The sequence below is a fragment of the Streptomyces sp. ATexAB-D23 genome, assembly GCF_000373645.1.
Classification (GTDB): Bacteria; Actinomycetota; Actinomycetes; order Streptomycetales; family Streptomycetaceae; genus Streptomyces; species Streptomyces castrisilvae.
Map to the genome: position 1 here is coordinate 132,277 of NZ_KB892046.1, position 14,424 is coordinate 146,700.

Consider the following 14,424-nt stretch of genomic DNA (forward strand, 5'->3'; position numbering starts at 1 on the left):
CCCCGGCAGGTCGGTCCCCGTCCGGTCCCGCTCTACTTCCCCAGTGTGGGGCAGCGGAAGCGGACCGGGCCGACCGGCCGTCAGCAGGGGACCACGGCGACCGGACCCATGGCGTGCGTGAGCGTCGTGTGCGCCACCGGTGAGAGCCCGAGCCCCAGGGACTCGCCGCCCCGCCGCCGCCCGATCACGGTCAGCGCGGCGGTCGCTGACGCGGTGACCAGGGTGCGGGTCGCGGAGCCGTTGACGGGTTCCTTCATGACCTCGACCTGCGGGTAGGCCGCGCGCCGGCCGGCGGTCAGCTCGGCCAGCGAACGCTCCGCCGCGTCCGCGGCCGCCTCCCGGTCGAAGACCGGACCGCCGGAGAGCATCGACGAGAACATCGTCCAGCCGTGCACGATCCGCAGCCGGGCGCCCGGACGCACCGCCGCCGTCCCGAACGCGAAGTCCAGCACCTCTTCGCTGCTCTCGTCGGCGGCCACCCCGGCGACGATGTCCCGGAACCCCTCGCCGGACGCCCGCTCCGGATCGTCGTCGGCCCGGCCGCCGTGCACGATCACCACGGGGCACTTCGCCATCGAGGCCGTCGCCAGACTGTTGGACCCCAGCATCAGGGAGCGGAACCCGCCGAGGCCGCGCGAACCGAGCACCAGGAGCGAGGCGTCCCGGCTCAGCGAGACCAGCGCCGCCGACGGGAAGTCGAGCGGTGCGAGCGTCGAGGGCCGCAGCCCGGGAGCCGTCCGGGCCACCTGGCGCAGGGCCGCCGCCAGCAACTCCCGCGCCTCCTGCTCCTGCACCTCCTGCCCGGTGCGCCGGCCCAGCTGCCGGACATGCACGACGAGCAGCGGCAGCCCCCGTAGGACCGCCTCGCGGGCCGCCCAGTCCAGCGCGTCCATGCTGTGCGAGGAACCGTCGACCGCCGCGATCACGGGAAGCTCGGTGCCGCTCATGGGTTCCTCTCCGCCGTCCGGACCTGTTGCGTACGTTACGGCGGACCTTGGCCGGATGCCGAGGCGGGAGAGGCCGTCCGGGCCCGCCTGCACCTATGCTCGCGGGATGGAGCAGAGCGAAGTCGTGAAGCGTGTGGTCGGCATCCTCACCGAAGCGGGAGAGATGCGCCGGCTCTTGGAGGAGAACCCCGACCGCGACGACCCCAGCACCGATTCCACCGTCGTCACCGCCCTCCTCAACGAGACGATGCCGCGGATCGCGATCCCGGAGGACGCCACCGTCGAGGACGTGGTGGTCCTGGTCGGCCGGGAGGTCGGCGGAGCGGTGGAGCAGCTCGTCGGCGCGTTCACGCTGGCGTTCGCGATGCTGGCGCAGGTGCACGACGCGGGGCAGATGGACGTGACCTCGGCGGACGTGCTTCAGGACCTGGCCCTGCGCGCCGAGCAGTTCGGCGCCGAGGGCCCCGACGAGACGGATCTCTGACCACGGTGGACCGACCGGCGTGGGTACTCCGACCGGCGTACCCCCGCCGCCTTCCCGCGTACGACGACGGGCGGGCGGCCCCCGGGAGATGCTCCGCACCATGGACCACCGGACCGCTCCAGCACCCGCCCCGCCCGGCCTCGCAGCCGGCCGCTCCCGCACCCGGCGTGAGGGCACGCCGCGGATCGAACGCCTCTGTCACGCCACCGGGGCCCTGCTCATCGGCTCCGGCCTCCTGCACCTGGCCGTCCTCGCCGTCGACGGGGGGCCGTGGGAGGGGCCGGTCTCCTGGCGCAAGCCCATCACCTTCGGAGTCTCCTTCGGCCTGACCCTGCTCGCGGTCGCGTGGATCTCCTCCTACCTGCGCATGGGCACCCGCCTCCGGGCCGTGCTGCTGGGCGTGTTCGCCGCCGACTGCGTGCTGGAGGTCGCCGGAATCACCGTGCAGGCCTGGCGCGGGGTGCCGTCCCACTTCAACATGGAGACCCCCTTCGACACCGCGGTCTCGATGTCGCTGGCCCTCGGCGGGGCGGTGCTGGTCGCCGTCCTGTCGACGCTCATGGCGGCCGCGTTCGCCCACCGCCCGGACGGACCGGCCGGCATGGCCCTCGCCCTGCGGGCCGGCTTCGCGATCCTCGGTGTCGGACTGCTCTCGGGGGCCGCCATGATCGCGCGGGGCGTGTATCTGACGCGTACGGGGCACCAGTTGGCCGGTTACGCCTCCACCGCGCCCCTCAAACCCCTGCACGGGGTGAGCCTGCACGCCGTACTGGTGCTCCCCGTGCTGGCCCGCGTCCTGGACACCACCTCCTGGAGCACGCGGACCCGGCTGCGCGCCGTGCGCACGGCCGTGGGCGCTTACGCACTGGCCGTGGCGGCCGCGCTGGCGTGGGCGGCCGTCACCTACTGATCGGCCGGGGAGGCGAATGCGCGGGCGGCCACGGCGACGGCGGCGACGGCCGGACCGGGAGCAGCGGATAGTCTCTGCGGGCCCCGTCAAAACCGGTGCCCCGGCGCGTCCGTGGGACCGGGACGGCGCCGCGCCCCCGCAGCCACGGTCCCCGGACCGGCGGCCCGGGGGCCTCCCACACCGACTGCGATGCAACAGGAGACTCGATGGCTGATACCCCGCCGCGTCAGGTTCAACGGCGCTCGGACGACAGCGCGGCGGCCGACGCCCAGGGCGGTGCGGAGGCCGTACCGGCACCGCGCTACCAGGGCCTGTTCGTCGAGCCCGACCTTCCGCCGTTCGCCGAGACCGACTGAGAGTCGCGCGGCACGGCCCTGCCACCCGCCCCACGGGCACCGGGCGGCAGGGCCATCGACGGGCTCAGGACCGCGCACGCGGAGTGGCTACCTGGGCCGCGAACACCGCGGCCTGCGCACCGTACTCAGGACCGCGCACGCGGAGTGGCTACGACCTTCCGTCGTCGCGCGGTGCGCCGGCTGCTGCCGCGGTTGTCAGTGGCTACTGCAACCATGGGCCCATGAACTCGGACGGCACGGAAAAGAAGACTCTGTCGGCGTTCCTCGCGGCACAGCGAGCCAGCGTGCCGGCCATCGTCGACGGGCTTGACACTCAGGCACTGACCACGTCGGTTCTGCCCTCCGGCTGGACACCCCTCGGACTCATGGAACACCTGGGACGTGCCGAGAGGTACTGGTTCCAGGAGATCGTCACCGGAGCAGCCGAGCCGTTGCCGTGGCCCGATGAACATGCTCCCCTGACGACACCACGAGGCGCGGTCTCTTCGATGACATGCATGATGATCGCGAACTGCTCGACGGACGAACAGGACTTGGACCTCGCTGAGCACCGGCCCATGGCCCGGACCCGAGACCAGCCCCACTGTCCCGACAGCCCCCGGGGCCGCTGCCCCGGCACCTGGCTCGTGGTGTCGGGGCAGCGGCGTCCGGTCAGCCCGCCGACTCGCCGGCGTGCGGGCTGAGCGCCCCGGCGCCGACCAGGGCGAAGAGCAGCACGCCCAGGATGATCCGGTAGATGACGAAGGGCATGAAGCTCTTGGTCGTGATGAACTTCATGAACCACGCGATGACCGCGTACCCGACACCGAACGCGATGAAGGTCGCGAAGATGGTCGGACCCCACGAGACATGGCCCTCGCCCGCGTCCTTCAGCTCGAAGACGCCCGAGGCGAGCACCGCCGGGACGGCGAGCAGGAACGAGTAACGCGCCGCCGCCTCACGGGTGTAGCCCATCAGCAGACCGCCGCTGATCGTGGCGCCGGAGCGGGAGACGCCCGGGACCAGGGCCATGGCCTGGCAGAAGCCGTAGATCAGGCCGTCCTTGACGCCCAGTTCCTTCAGGGTCTTGCGCTGCTTGATGGCGCGGTGCTTGCCACCCGTCTCGTCCCGGGCGGCCAGCCGGTCCGCGACGCCGAGGACGATGCCCATGACGATCAGCGTGGTGGCGATCAGCCGCAGATCGCGGAACGGGCCCTCGATCTGGTCCTTGAACGTCACACCGAGCACGCCGATGGGGATGGAACCGACGATGACGAGCCAGCCCATCTGCGCGTCGTGGTCGCCGCGCATCGAACGGTTCGTCAGCGACCTGAACCACGCCGAGACGATCCGGACGATGTCCTTGCGGAAGTAGATGAGGACCGCGGCCTCCGTCCCGATCTGGGTGATCGCGGTGAACGCCGCACCCGGGTCGTGCCAGCCGGCGAACGCCGCGGTGAGCCGCAGATGGGCGCTGGAGGAGATCGGCAGGAACTCGGTCAGTCCCTGTACGAGGCCGAGGACGAATGATTCGAACCAGCTCATGGGGCGTCGGCCATCCCGGGGTGCTCGTGCGGCGGCCGACGGCGTCGGCGGCGGGCGGATTGCGGTCGTGCGAGGACAGGGCCGCGCCGGGCCCCGCTTCGTCTGTCGGTCGCGGGCAGCGTATCGCCCCCGGGTGAACAGCCGACGACACCCCCCGCGCGGTCCGGCCCGTCGCGGGGGCCCTCACGGCCGGCGACGGAGCCCCGGGCGGTGACGGCGGCGCCACGCGATCACGGCCGCGCCGGCGCCCGTCAGCACGATGAATCCCATCGCCACGAGGAAGGCGGGCGAGGTGGGCGAGGAGGCCTCGCTGCCCGCCACGACGTACGCGGCCGTGTTCGGGATCGAGCCCAGACCGGTGGCCACCAGGAACGGCGGATAGCCCATGCGGGAGACGGCGGCACAGTAGTTGGCGGCGGCGAACGGCACCCCGGGGAAGAGGCGCAGCGCCAGCATCGAACGGAAGCCGTGCCGGCTCAGCTGCCCGTCCGCCGCCCGCAGCCAGCGTCCGCGCACCAGCGTGCGCAGCGCGTCCTGGCCCAGCACCCGGCCCAGCATGAAGGAGATCCCCGCGCCCAGCACGGTGCCCGCGAGCGCGGCCGCGAGACCGGCCTGCGAGCCGAACAGCGCGCCCGCCGCGAGGTTGAGCAGCGGCCGGGGCGCGAAGGCCACCGTGCAGACGCCGTACGCGAGTCCGAAGAGCGCGACCGTCGCGGCGCCACCGCTCAGCCGCGCGGGCGGGCCGGACATCAGCAGCCGTTGCGGCTCCATGAGCAGCATCACCGTCGTGGCGGCCAGCAACATCGCGACGAGCAGCGAGAGCCGGGACCACGGCGAGAGCAGCACCCGCGTGCAGCGCACGGCGAGACCGGGGGCGGGGCGGGGGACGGGGTCGAGCATTCGGGGAGAGTAACCGACATACGTGTGTGATCGCCGTAACGCGTCACCGGACACCGCCCGGCGCGCTGGGCGCCCCCGGACCGCCAATGCCCCTGGCCCCCGCCGTAATTCGCTCGACGGGCCGACGGGCCGTCGGAGATGATCGGGCCATGTTCCGGTACACCTTCCTCGCAGCGCGGTCCGCAGTCGCGGACGCGCCGAAGGCTGCCGTGAACACCCTCGCAGTCGCAGTCGCCGCAGCGCTCACCGCTGCCGCGGCGCCCTTCGGCGGCGCCCGAAGCTGACCCTCCCCCGACTGTCCGGCGGACCCCGCAAGGGGAGGGTCGGCCGGGCCCCGGGGTCCTCACGTCACGCTTCGCATCCAAGGAACGAACCATGCCCAAGACGGCCTACGTGCGCACCAAGCCGCACCTCAACATCGGCACCATGGGTCACGTCGACCACGGCAAGACGACCCTGACCGCCGCCATCACCAAAGTCCTCAGCGACCGGGGCACCGGCACCTTCGTCCCCTTCGACCGCATCGACCGTGCGCCGGAGGAGGCGCAGCGCGGCATCACCATCAACATCGCGCACGTCGAGTACGAGACCGGCACGCGGCACTACGCCCACGTCGACATGCCCGGCCACGCCGACTACATCAAGAACATGGTCACGGGCGCCGCGCAGCTCGACGGGGCGATCCTCGTCGTCTCCGCGCTCGACGGGATCATGCCGCAGACCGCGGAGCACGTGCTGCTCGCCCGCCAGGTGGGCGTGGACCACATCGTCGTCGCGCTGAACAAGGCGGACGCCGGTGACCCCGAGCTGACCGACCTGGTCGAGCTGGAGGTGCGCGAGCTGCTGTCCGCACACGGCTACGGCGGCGACACCGTGCCCGTCGTGCGGGTGTCGGGCCTGCGGGCACTGGAGGGCGACCCGCGCTGGACGGGGGCCATCGAGGCGCTGCTCGACGCCGTCGACACGTACGTACCGATGCCGGTGCGCTACACCGACGCGCCGTTCCTGCTGTCGGTGGAGAACGTCCTGACCATCACCGGCCGGGGCACGGTCGTCACCGGAGCCGTGGAACGGGGCACGGTCCGCGTCGGTGACAGGGTGTCGGTGCTCGGCGCGGACATCGAGACGGTCGTCACCGGTCTGGAGACGTTCGGCAAGCCGATGGAGTCCGCCGAGGCCGGGGACAACGTCGCGCTGCTCCTGCGCGGCGTCGAGCGCGACCGGGTGCGCCGGGGCCATGTGGTCGCGGCGCCGGGCAGCGTCACCCCGAGCCGTCGTTTCACCGCGCGGGTGTACGTCCTGTCGGGGCGCGAAGGCGGCCGCACCACCCCGGTCGCCACCGGGTACCGCCCGCAGTTCTACATCCGCACGGCCGACGTGGTCGGCGACGTGGACCTCGGCGAAGCGGCTGTCGCGCGGCCCGGCGAGACGGTCACCATGACCGTCGAGCTGGGCCGGGACATCCCGCTGGAGCCGGGCCTCGGCTTCGCCATCCGCGAGGGCGGCCGCACGGTCGGCGCGGGCACCGTCACGGAACTGCTCTGAGCCGTACGGGTGTTCGGGGCCCGCCTCGCCCGGAACCGGGGGAGGCGGGCCCGCCCGCGTACGGGGCGGCCGGCCGGGGCCCGCACAATGGGGGAGTGAACGAGTCGATACCCGTCATCCGCGACGTGGACCACGGCACCGCCCGACTGCTCCCGGACGTGGACCGGGAACGGGCCTGGCTGCTCACGGTCGACGGCGCACCGCAGTCGTACGTGGACCTCGACGCGCCCGAGCACCTGGAATTCGAGTACGCCCGGCGCCTCGGCCACGTCGTGGACTGCGCGGCCCAGCCGGGCGAGCCGTTGGACGTCCTGCACCTCGGCGGGGGCGGTCTCACGCTGCCCCGCTATGTCGCGGCCACCCGGCCCGGCTCCCGGCAGGAGGTCGCGGACGCGGACCGGGGGCTGATCGCACTCGTCGCCGAGCACCTGCCGCTGCCGGACCGCAGTGGCATCACCGTCCACGCGGCGGACGCCCGCGCCCGGCTGGAGGCGACCGCCCCCGGCTCGCTGGACCTTCTGGTCGCGGACGTCTTCGGCGGCTCACGGGTGCCCGCCCACCTCACCTCCGTCCCGTACGCCGGGGCGGCGGCGCGAGCGCTGCGCCCGGACGGGATCTACGCCGCCAATCTCGCCGACGGACCGCCGTTCGGCTTCCTGCGCTCGCAGCTGGCCACCTTCGCGACCGTCTTCGGTGAGCTGGCGCTGATCGCGGAGCCGGGCGTGCTGCGCGGCCGGCGCTTCGGCAACGTGGTGCTCGTCGCCTCCCGCTCCGCGTTCGACACGGCGGCGCTCACCCGCCGCTGCGCGGCCGACGCGTTCGCGGCGCGGGTGGAGTACGGCGACGCGCTGGCCGCGTTCGTCAAGGGCGCCCGGCCGGTCGGTGACGAGGAGGCGGTCGCCTCACCCGAGCCGCCCGACGGGGCCTTCAGCCTCGGCTGACGCGGGCGCCACGACCGGTGCGGCGGCCACCTCGACGGACACGGTCCGCCGGGTCAGGTTCCGTACGTCCGGCACGAACAGCACCGCGCCCGTGACCAGGACGACCAGGCCCGCGCACCCCCACAGCGCCTGGCCGCGTCCGACCAGTGACTCGACGGGGCCGGCCAGCGCGGTGGCGACCGGCACCATGGCCACCGAGCCGAACCAGTCGTAGGCCGAGACGCGCGACAGCTTCTCCTCCGGGATCTCCTGGTGCATGGCTGTCATCCAGGAGACGCCGAACACCTCGATCGCCGTACCGCTGACGAACATGACCACGCAGAGCCAGCCCGCGGACAGTGGCACGGCGAGCCCGGCGGACGGCAGGGCCAGCGGGAAGACGCAGAGGGTCCCGGCCAGCAGCAGCCGGCGCGGCTTCCACCGCGTCATCAGCAGCGCCCCGGCCAGGTTGCCGGCCCCGAACGCGGCCAGTGCGAAGCCCCAGGGCCGGGCGCCGCCCAGTGAGTCGCGGGCGACCAGCGGCCCGTAGACCGCCTCGGCGGCTCCGACGGCGGCGACCACCACGGAGAACTGGGCCACGATGGCCCAGAGCCACGGGCGGCCGGTGAACTCCTGCCAGCCGTCCCGCAGGTCCGCGAGCAGCCCGCCCCCGGGCTCCCGGGGCGGGATGTGGCTGACGTCGAGGAAGGCGCGCAGGGCTCCGGCCACCGCGAAGGCGGCGGCGTCCACGGCGAGTACCCAGCCCGGGTCCATCGCCGCGATCATCGCGCCGCCGAGGGCCGCACCGCCGATGGCCGCGCCCTGGGTGGACATCCGGAACAGGGCGAAGGCGCGGCTCGCCTGCTCACCGCTGACGCTCGACATCAGCATGCCCTCGGCCGCCGGGCCGAAGAACGCCTGCCCGGTGCCGCACAGCGCGGTGAGCACCATCATCTGCCACAGCTGGGGGTCGCCGGCCAGGACCAGCAGGGCGAAGAGGCCCTGCGAGACACAGTTGAGGGTGTTGGCCGCGACCATCACCCGGTGGCGCGGCAGCCGGTCCGCGACGGCCCCGCCGATCAGCAGGAAGAGGACCAGCGGCACCGTCCTGGCCGCCGCCACGAGACCCACGTCGCCGCCGTCGCCGCCCCCCTGGAGAACCGCGAACGCCGCCGCGATCAGCGCGCCGTGGGTACCCAGGCCCGTGATGATCGAGGCGGCGGTCAGCAGCCGGTAATTGCGGCCCGCGGGGGCGGGATGAGCGGAGGGGGGTACGGGGGCGGCTGCGTCGGTCACTCAGGGACTATCGCGGCCGCGCCCCGGTTGCGCAAATGCGTTTCTGCCAGGTCAGGAATCGGTTTCGGTGATCTCCACCAGGCGCACCGTGCTCAGGATCTTCTGGACCGTCGCCTCCGGCACCTCGTCATCGACCCCGGCGGCGGCGTACAGCACCCAGGAGGAGAACGCGCCGGAGCTGTTCCTGAAGGTGAACGCGTACGTCTTGCCGTCGCTGCTGCACTTCGTCTTCTTGGTGACGTTGGGCGCGGTGGCGGTGACCAGGCTTCCCGTGAGCCCCGACTTGGTGGTGTACTGCTTGGCCTTGCTGATCTTGATGGTCTTCTTCGGCATGTGCTGCGCGAACGCGCCCCACGCCCAGGTGCCCGCCTCGTTACGGGCGTTCACATCGGCGTCCTTGGCGCCCTCCGCGCCCCGGGTGCCGGTGCCGGCCAGGCTGTACTTGTCCTCGGTGCCGTCCTTGTCGTCGTCCTCGGTGCACCACTCCCGCTTGAGGTCCGCGGCCCCGGTGAACCCGATGAGCGGCGAGCCGTCGCCCTTCTCCTCGTCCTCGAAGTACGAGAGGACGCCGGGGGCGGACACCTCCCAGTCGCCGGGCACGTCGAACTGGGTGCCCCACTTGGGGTTGGTCACGACCTTCCAGCCCGCGATCTGCGGCTTGGCCTCCGCGTCGTCGCCGCGCGGGTTCGCCTCGGGCGACGAAGCCGAGTCGGACGGCTTGGCCGGCGCGGACGACTTCTTGTCGTCGGCGACGTTCTTGCCGTCCTTGTCGTCGTCCTTGTTCAGCACCACGACACCGGTGACGGCCGCGGCCACCACGACCGCGGTCGCCGCGATGATGGCCACCAGGGTCGTCTTCTTCTTGTCGTTGCCGGGCTGCGGTGCGCCGGGACCGGAGACCGCGTACTGCGGAACGGTCGGCTGCTGGTACGGGTTGGGCTGGCCGTAGCCCCCCGGTCCGCCCTGCTGCGGATAGCCGTAACCCGGCTGCTGCTCGGGGCCCGGCTGCTGATATCCCGGCTGCTGATAGGGATTCGGCTGCTGGTACCCCGGCTGCTGGTACGGGTTCTGGTTCTGGTCCTGCGGGTTCTGCTCGCCCCCGGGCGGCTGCTGTCCTGGCCACATGGCGAGTAACGATAGAGGTGCCGTGCCGGGGGTGCTACGCCCGCCCCCGTGTGCGAACGGTGAAGGCGCGTGCGACCGCTGCGCCGCCGAGGCATGGCCAAAGCGTTCTACTCATGAGTAACATCTCGCGCATGAGCGCTGAACAGATGACCGCGGGCGAGATGCTCGCCGCCACCGTCCCCATGGTCCGGACCCTCAACCTCGAATTCCTGGAGTCCACCGCGGACCGGGCGGTGGTCCGCATGCCGGACCAGGCCGACTACCACAACCACGTCGGCGGCCCGCACGCCGGAGCGATGTTCACGCTGGCGGAGTCGGCGAGCGGCGCCATCGTCATCGCCGCCTTCGGCGACCAGCTGACGCGGGCCGTGCCGCTCGCGGTGAGCGCCGAGATCGGCTACAAGAAGCTGGCCATGGGCGAGGTCACCGCGACCGCCACCCTCGGCCGCCCCGCCGCCGAGGTCGTCGCCGAACTCGACGCCGGCGAGCGCCCCGAGTTCCCGGTGTCCATACAGATCCGGCGCGCGGACGGCGCCGTGACCGGCGAGATGACCGTCATCTGGACGCTGCGCCCGAACTCCTGACCCCCGTACGGGCTGAAGGGCCGCCGCGCACCCGGCAGGGGCGGGGCGGCCCTTCGCGCTGTCCGCCCCGTGAGGCGCCGGGTAGGCTTTCCGCGGTGCGCCGATGAGTTGTCCGGCGGGCGACAGGACATCACTACGGAGGAACCGGCGTTGCACATCCAGGAATGGCTGGAGACCGTCCCCGCGATCAGCGTCTACCTCCTGGTGGGCGTCGTCATCGGACTGGAGAGCCTGGGCATCCCGCTGCCCGGCGAGATCGTCCTGATCAGCGCGGCGCTGCTGGCCGCGAGCCACGACGGCATCAACCCCTGGATCCTGGGTGCCTGCGCCACGGCCGGCGCCGTCATCGGCGACTCGATCGGCTACGCCATCGGCCGCAAGGGCGGGAGACCACTGCTGGCCTGGCTCGGCGGGAAGTTCCCCCGGCACTTCGGCGAGAGCCAGATCGCCCTGGCGGAGCGCTCGTTCCAGAAGTGGGGCATGTGGGCCGTGTTCTTCGGCCGCTTCGTCGCCCTGCTGCGCATCTTCGCCGGTCCGCTGGCCGGTGTCCTGCACATGCCGTACTGGAAGTTCCTGATCGCCAACGTCCTCGGCGGCATCGCCTGGGCCGGCGGCACCACGGCCGTCATCTACTCCGTGGGCGTCGTCGCCGAGGCCTGGCTCAAGCGGTTCTCCTACCTGGGCCTGGGCATCGCGGTGCTGATCGGGCTGGCCTCGATGCTGGTCCTGAAGAACCGTGCCAAGAAGGCCGCCGCCGCGCACTCCACGGCGGCCGCCGAGCCGGAAGCGGGAACGGTGCCGGTCGCCGACTGACCCGGCGGCCGGTCCTCAGCCCTCGAAGGCCGCGCGGTGGGCCTTGGCCAGCTCCACGTAGCCGACCGCGTTGAAGCGGACCCCCTCCAGCTCCTCCTCGGTCAACTGCCGCTTGACCTTCGCCGGTACGCCCGCCACCAGTGACCCCGGCGGGACGCGCATCCCCTGCGGGACGAGGGCCTGGGCCGCGATCAGTGAGCCCGCGCCGATGTGGGCGCCGTTGAGGACGGTGGCCCCCATGCCGACCAGGACGTCGTCCTCGATGGTGCAGCCGTGCAGGACGGCGTTGTGCCCGACCGAGACCCGCTCGCCGACCGTCACCGTGAAGCCGGGGTCGACGTGGACGCTGCAGTTGTCCTGGATGTTGGAGTCCGCGCCGATGACGATGGGGCCGCAGTCGGCGCGCAGCACCGCCTGGTACCAGAGGCTGGAGCCCGCCGCCATGGTGATGTCACCGATCGCCACCGAGGTCGGCGCGGTGAACGCGTCCGCGTCGATGGACGGCTCCTTGCCGCCCAGGCCCATGATCAACGCCTGCTCCGCCATCGCGTTCCTCCGTGCTCCGGTGCCCTGGGTCGCGGCTCCCCGGTGGGAACCGGCCGTCCGCCGGGGAAACGGTATGCGACGTACCGGGGCGCCACCGGCCTGTTGGGGTGAAGATCACAGGCCGGCGACGCCGACGCCCCGGTGGGCGCGGACTACCGTGAGCGCGTGCCCAAGAACAGAGACGTGTTCTCCTCGCTGACCGCCTGGCGGCGGCGCGCCCTGTCCGGGGCCGTCCACCGCTGCTGGCGCTGGGTGCGGGAGGCGGGCGCGGTCACCGCCGAGCAGCCCGGCCGTCTGCGGTTCGCCCGGATCGGCGAGGGCACCCGGCTGGCCTTCCCGCAGGGCACCGTCTTCGGCGAGCCGTGGATCGAGCTGGGCGACCACTGCGTCATCGGCGAACAGGTCACGCTGACCGCCGGGCTCATGCCCGACCTGGACCTGGGCCCCGAACCGATCCTGACCCTGGGCGACGGGGTGGTGCTGGGCCGCGGCAGCCACATCGTCGCCGACACGACGGTGGGCATCGGCTCGGACACGTACTGCGGGCCGTACGTCTACATCACCTCGACCAACCACAGCTACGACGACCCGCACGAGCCGGTCGGCAAGCAGTGGCCCCGGATGGAGCCGGTGTCCATCGGGCCGGGCTGCTGGATCGGGACCGGGGCGGTGATCCTCCCGGGCGCACGCCTCGGGCGCAACGTGGTCGTGGCGGCGGGCGCCGTGGTCCGGGGCGAGGTGCCCGACCGCGCTGTGGTGGCCGGCGCGCCCGCCCGGGTCGTACGGAGCTGGCACCCGGAGAAGGGCTGGCAGCCGCCCCTGCGGACGCCGGCCCCGGTGCCGATCCCCGCGGGCGTCACCCCCGAACAGCTGCTGGCCGTCGCCGAGCTCGAAGAGAGCTGACCGCCCGCCCGGTTCACCCGGTCGCGAGCAGCACCGTACCCACCAGGGCGAGCCCGGCACCCGCCGCCTGCACCCCGCGCAGCCGCTCCCCGGTCAAGCCCCGCGCGGCCAGGGCCGTGACCACCGGGTAGAGCGAGGCGAGTACGGCGGCGACGGTGACCGGGCCGTGGTGGGCGGCCATCGAGTAGGTGCCGTTGGCCGCGACGTCCGCGAGGCCCACGAACGCCAGCGCGGGCAGCGCCGCCCGGATCGCCGGTCCGCCCCCTTCGGGCAGTGCGCGCCCGCCGTGCCGCACCGAGGCGTACAGGGCGGAGCCACCCACCACCGTGTTGGTGACCCGCTGCACGAACAGCGCGAGGAACAGCCCGGTCACCGTGGCCGACGCCTCGGCGATCAACGACATCACGGCCCCGAAGCCGAAGGCCGCCACCAGCGTCAGCAGGATCGCGCGCCGCTGCACCGGCGCCCCGCGCAGCTGCGGGCCGCCCGCCAGCACGATGCCCGTGACGGCGACCGCGACCCCGCCGAACTGCAGGAGCCCCGGGCGTTCCCCGGCGATCAGCCCCACGCTCACCGGGACGGCGACGCCGAGCGAACCGAGCGGGGACACCACTCCCATCGGGCCCAGGGCGAGCGCCTTGTAGAAGCAGAGCATCGCCACCGGTCCCACGACACCCGCCGCGACCGCGAACCAGAGCTGCGGACCGGCCTCGCTCCAGCCGCCCGTGGCGGCCACGATCACGCCGAGCACCGTCACCGCCATGAGCTGCGAGACCACGACGACGGTGAGCGCGGGCACGCGCCGGGTCAGCAGGCCGCCCCCGAAGTCGGCCAGCCCCCACAGGAGGCTGGTGGCCAGGGCGAACAGTGCTGTCATCAGGGGCCTCGCAGTACAGTGCGGCGAACGGTTGGGTGCACCACACCGTAGTGCAGGATGCTTCACTGCGGCATACAAAATATTGGACGGAATGTGACTGACCTCGATCAGCTGACCCAGTCCCTCGCGCGGAACCTCAAGCGCTGGCGCGGTGAGCGCGGCTTCACCCTGGACGCGCTGGCCGCCCGCGCGGGGGTCAGCCGCGGCATGATCATCCAGATCGAGCAGGCCCGCACCAACCCGAGCGTCGGAACGACGGTCAAGCTCGCCGACGCGCTGGGCGTCAGCATCACCACGCTGCTCGACTACGAACAGGGATCGCCGGTCCGCCTGGTCCCCGCCGACCAGGCCGTACGCCTGTGGTCGACCGAGGCGGGCAGCGCCACCACCCTGCTGGTCGGCACGGAGGCCCGGGGCCCCCTCGAACTCTGGTCCTGGCGGCTGATGCCCGGCGACGGCAGCCGGTCCGACCCGCACCCCGAGGGCACGGTCGAACTGCTCCACGTCACCACGGGCACCCTCACCCTCGTCGTCGCCGACGCCCCGTACGCGGTGGCCGCCGGCACCTCCGCCACGTTCGAGGCCCACCATCCGCACGCCTACCGCAACGAGGGCACCGAACCGGTCGAACTCACCATGGCCGTCAGCATTCCGCCCGTCAGATGAGACACGGCCCAACCGGGCGGGCGGCGCT

At 72.8% G+C, this 14,424-nt stretch carries 17 protein-coding genes; 10 read left to right on the top strand and 7 right to left on the bottom strand.

What is annotated here, in order from left to right:
• Positions 1 to 80: 80 nt before the first annotated feature.
• Positions 81 to 947, bottom strand: a complete 867-nt coding sequence (locus tag B082_RS0128365) for a universal stress protein (protein ID WP_018555181.1) — start codon at positions 945 to 947, stop codon at positions 81 to 83.
• A gap of 106 nt (positions 948 to 1,053) precedes the next feature.
• Here B082_RS0128365 and B082_RS0128370 point away from each other — a divergent pair, with 106 nt between their 5' ends.
• The 4 genes from B082_RS0128370 (at position 1,054) to B082_RS40100 (ending at position 3,380) form a co-directional block, all read left to right on the top strand.
• The gene (locus B082_RS0128370) at positions 1,054 to 1,431 is read left to right on the top strand and encodes a hypothetical protein (protein WP_026250291.1); all 378 of its coding nucleotides are present in this window, start codon (positions 1,054 to 1,056) and stop codon (positions 1,429 to 1,431) included.
• 100 nt (positions 1,432 to 1,531) lie between these two features.
• Positions 1,532 to 2,341, top strand: a complete 810-nt coding sequence (locus B082_RS0128375; RefSeq protein ID WP_202453503.1) for a hypothetical protein — start codon at positions 1,532 to 1,534, stop codon at positions 2,339 to 2,341.
• A gap of 206 nt (positions 2,342 to 2,547) precedes the next feature.
• Positions 2,548 to 2,697, top strand: a complete 150-nt coding sequence (locus B082_RS39305) for a hypothetical protein (RefSeq protein ID WP_018555184.1) — start codon at positions 2,548 to 2,550, stop codon at positions 2,695 to 2,697.
• 221 nt (positions 2,698 to 2,918) lie between these two features.
• Positions 2,919 to 3,380: a DUF664 domain-containing protein gene (locus B082_RS40100; RefSeq protein ID WP_037711075.1), complete on the top strand. Its 462-nt coding sequence runs from the start codon at positions 2,919 to 2,921 to the stop codon at positions 3,378 to 3,380.
• Here B082_RS40100 and B082_RS0128390 read toward each other — a convergent pair.
• On the bottom strand, positions 3,349 to 4,221 hold the full coding sequence (locus B082_RS0128390; protein ID WP_018555185.1) for an undecaprenyl-diphosphate phosphatase: 873 nt from the start codon (positions 4,219 to 4,221) through the stop codon (positions 3,349 to 3,351). The genes B082_RS40100 and B082_RS0128390 overlap by 32 nt on opposite strands.
• 183 nt (positions 4,222 to 4,404) lie before the next feature.
• Positions 4,405 to 5,121 (bottom strand): TVP38/TMEM64 family protein, encoded by a 717-nt coding sequence (locus B082_RS0128395; RefSeq protein ID WP_018555186.1) that lies wholly within the window; start codon positions 5,119 to 5,121, stop codon positions 4,405 to 4,407.
• 375 nt (positions 5,122 to 5,496) lie between these two features.
• Here B082_RS0128395 and tuf point away from each other — a divergent pair, with 375 nt between their 5' ends.
• Together tuf and B082_RS0128405 are read left to right on the top strand one after the other, a co-directional pair.
• Complete coding sequence (gene tuf / locus B082_RS0128400; protein WP_018555187.1) at positions 5,497 to 6,666, top strand: elongation factor Tu; 1,170 nt, start codon at positions 5,497 to 5,499, stop codon at positions 6,664 to 6,666.
• Positions 6,667 to 6,761: 95 nt separating this feature from the next.
• Positions 6,762 to 7,607, top strand: a complete 846-nt coding sequence (locus tag B082_RS0128405) for a spermidine synthase (RefSeq protein WP_018555188.1) — start codon at positions 6,762 to 6,764, stop codon at positions 7,605 to 7,607.
• Here B082_RS0128405 and B082_RS0128410 read toward each other — a convergent pair.
• On the bottom strand, positions 7,569 to 8,882 hold the full coding sequence (locus B082_RS0128410; protein ID WP_018555189.1) for an MFS transporter: 1,314 nt from the start codon (positions 8,880 to 8,882) through the stop codon (positions 7,569 to 7,571). The two genes, B082_RS0128405 and B082_RS0128410, sit on opposite strands and share 39 nt — an antisense overlap.
• A 51-nt stretch (positions 8,883 to 8,933) precedes the next feature.
• Positions 8,934 to 10,007 carry a hypothetical protein gene (locus tag B082_RS0128415; protein ID WP_018555190.1) on the bottom strand — a complete coding sequence of 358 codons (1,074 nt, stop codon included), beginning with the start codon at positions 10,005 to 10,007 and terminating at the stop codon, positions 8,934 to 8,936.
• Between the two features lie 146 nt (positions 10,008 to 10,153).
• On the opposite strand from B082_RS0128415, the gene B082_RS0128420 reads away from it, so the two are divergent.
• Together B082_RS0128420 and B082_RS0128425 are read left to right on the top strand one after the other, a co-directional pair.
• Positions 10,154 to 10,591, top strand: coding sequence for a DUF4442 domain-containing protein (locus tag B082_RS0128420; RefSeq protein WP_018555191.1), 438 nt, complete (start codon positions 10,154 to 10,156; stop codon positions 10,589 to 10,591).
• 150 nt (positions 10,592 to 10,741) lie between these two features.
• Entirely contained in the window at positions 10,742 to 11,404 is a 663-nt protein-coding gene (locus B082_RS0128425; RefSeq protein ID WP_018555192.1) for a DedA family protein, read from the top strand.
• A 15-nt stretch (positions 11,405 to 11,419) separates the two neighbouring features.
• Here the strand turns inward: B082_RS0128425 and B082_RS0128430 are convergent, their stop codons facing one another.
• A complete protein-coding gene (locus B082_RS0128430; protein WP_018555193.1) occupies positions 11,420 to 11,950 on the bottom strand; it encodes a gamma carbonic anhydrase family protein in 531 nt (176 codons plus the stop codon).
• Between the two features lie 165 nt (positions 11,951 to 12,115).
• Between B082_RS0128430 and B082_RS0128435 the strand changes: the two genes are divergently transcribed.
• Positions 12,116 to 12,853: an acyltransferase gene (locus B082_RS0128435; RefSeq protein ID WP_026250293.1), complete on the top strand. Its 738-nt coding sequence runs from the start codon at positions 12,116 to 12,118 to the stop codon at positions 12,851 to 12,853.
• Positions 12,854 to 12,866: 13 nt separating this feature from the next.
• On the opposite strand, the gene B082_RS0128440 is transcribed toward B082_RS0128435, so the two are convergent.
• Entirely contained in the window at positions 12,867 to 13,730 is an 864-nt protein-coding gene (locus tag B082_RS0128440; protein ID WP_018555195.1) for a DMT family transporter, read from the bottom strand.
• Between the two features lie 93 nt (positions 13,731 to 13,823).
• Here B082_RS0128440 and B082_RS0128445 point away from each other — a divergent pair, with 93 nt between their 5' ends.
• A complete protein-coding gene (locus B082_RS0128445) occupies positions 13,824 to 14,396 on the top strand; it encodes a helix-turn-helix domain-containing protein (protein WP_018555196.1) in 573 nt (190 codons plus the stop codon).
• Positions 14,397 to 14,424 lie beyond the last annotated feature (28 nt).

Bases quoted from the DNA above. Each gene is read 5' to 3' on its own strand.
- B082_RS0128420 (WP_018555191.1), top strand. From the start codon at position 10,154: ATGACCGCGGGCGAGATGCTCGCCGCCACCGTCCCCATGGTCCGGACC.
- B082_RS0128415 (WP_018555190.1), bottom strand. From the start codon at position 10,007: ATGTGGCCAGGACAGCAGCCGCCCGGGGGCGAGCAGAACCCGCAGGAC.
- B082_RS0128365 (WP_018555181.1), bottom strand. From the start codon at position 947: ATGAGCGGCACCGAGCTTCCCGTGATCGCGGCGGTCGACGGTTCCTCG.
- B082_RS0128390 (WP_018555185.1), bottom strand. From the start codon at position 4,221: ATGAGCTGGTTCGAATCATTCGTCCTCGGCCTCGTACAGGGACTGACC.
- B082_RS0128440 (WP_018555195.1), bottom strand. From the start codon at position 13,730: ATGACAGCACTGTTCGCCCTGGCCACCAGCCTCCTGTGGGGGCTGGCC.
- B082_RS0128395 (WP_018555186.1), bottom strand. From the start codon at position 5,121: ATGCTCGACCCCGTCCCCCGCCCCGCCCCCGGTCTCGCCGTGCGCTGC.
- tuf (WP_018555187.1), top strand. From the start codon at position 5,497: ATGCCCAAGACGGCCTACGTGCGCACCAAGCCGCACCTCAACATCGGC.
- B082_RS0128370 (WP_026250291.1), top strand. From the start codon at position 1,054: ATGGAGCAGAGCGAAGTCGTGAAGCGTGTGGTCGGCATCCTCACCGAA.
- B082_RS40100 (WP_037711075.1), top strand. From the start codon at position 2,919: ATGAACTCGGACGGCACGGAAAAGAAGACTCTGTCGGCGTTCCTCGCG.
- B082_RS0128430 (WP_018555193.1), bottom strand. From the start codon at position 11,950: ATGGCGGAGCAGGCGTTGATCATGGGCCTGGGCGGCAAGGAGCCGTCC.
- B082_RS39305 (WP_018555184.1), top strand. From the start codon at position 2,548: ATGGCTGATACCCCGCCGCGTCAGGTTCAACGGCGCTCGGACGACAGC.
- B082_RS0128375 (WP_202453503.1), top strand. From the start codon at position 1,532: ATGGACCACCGGACCGCTCCAGCACCCGCCCCGCCCGGCCTCGCAGCC.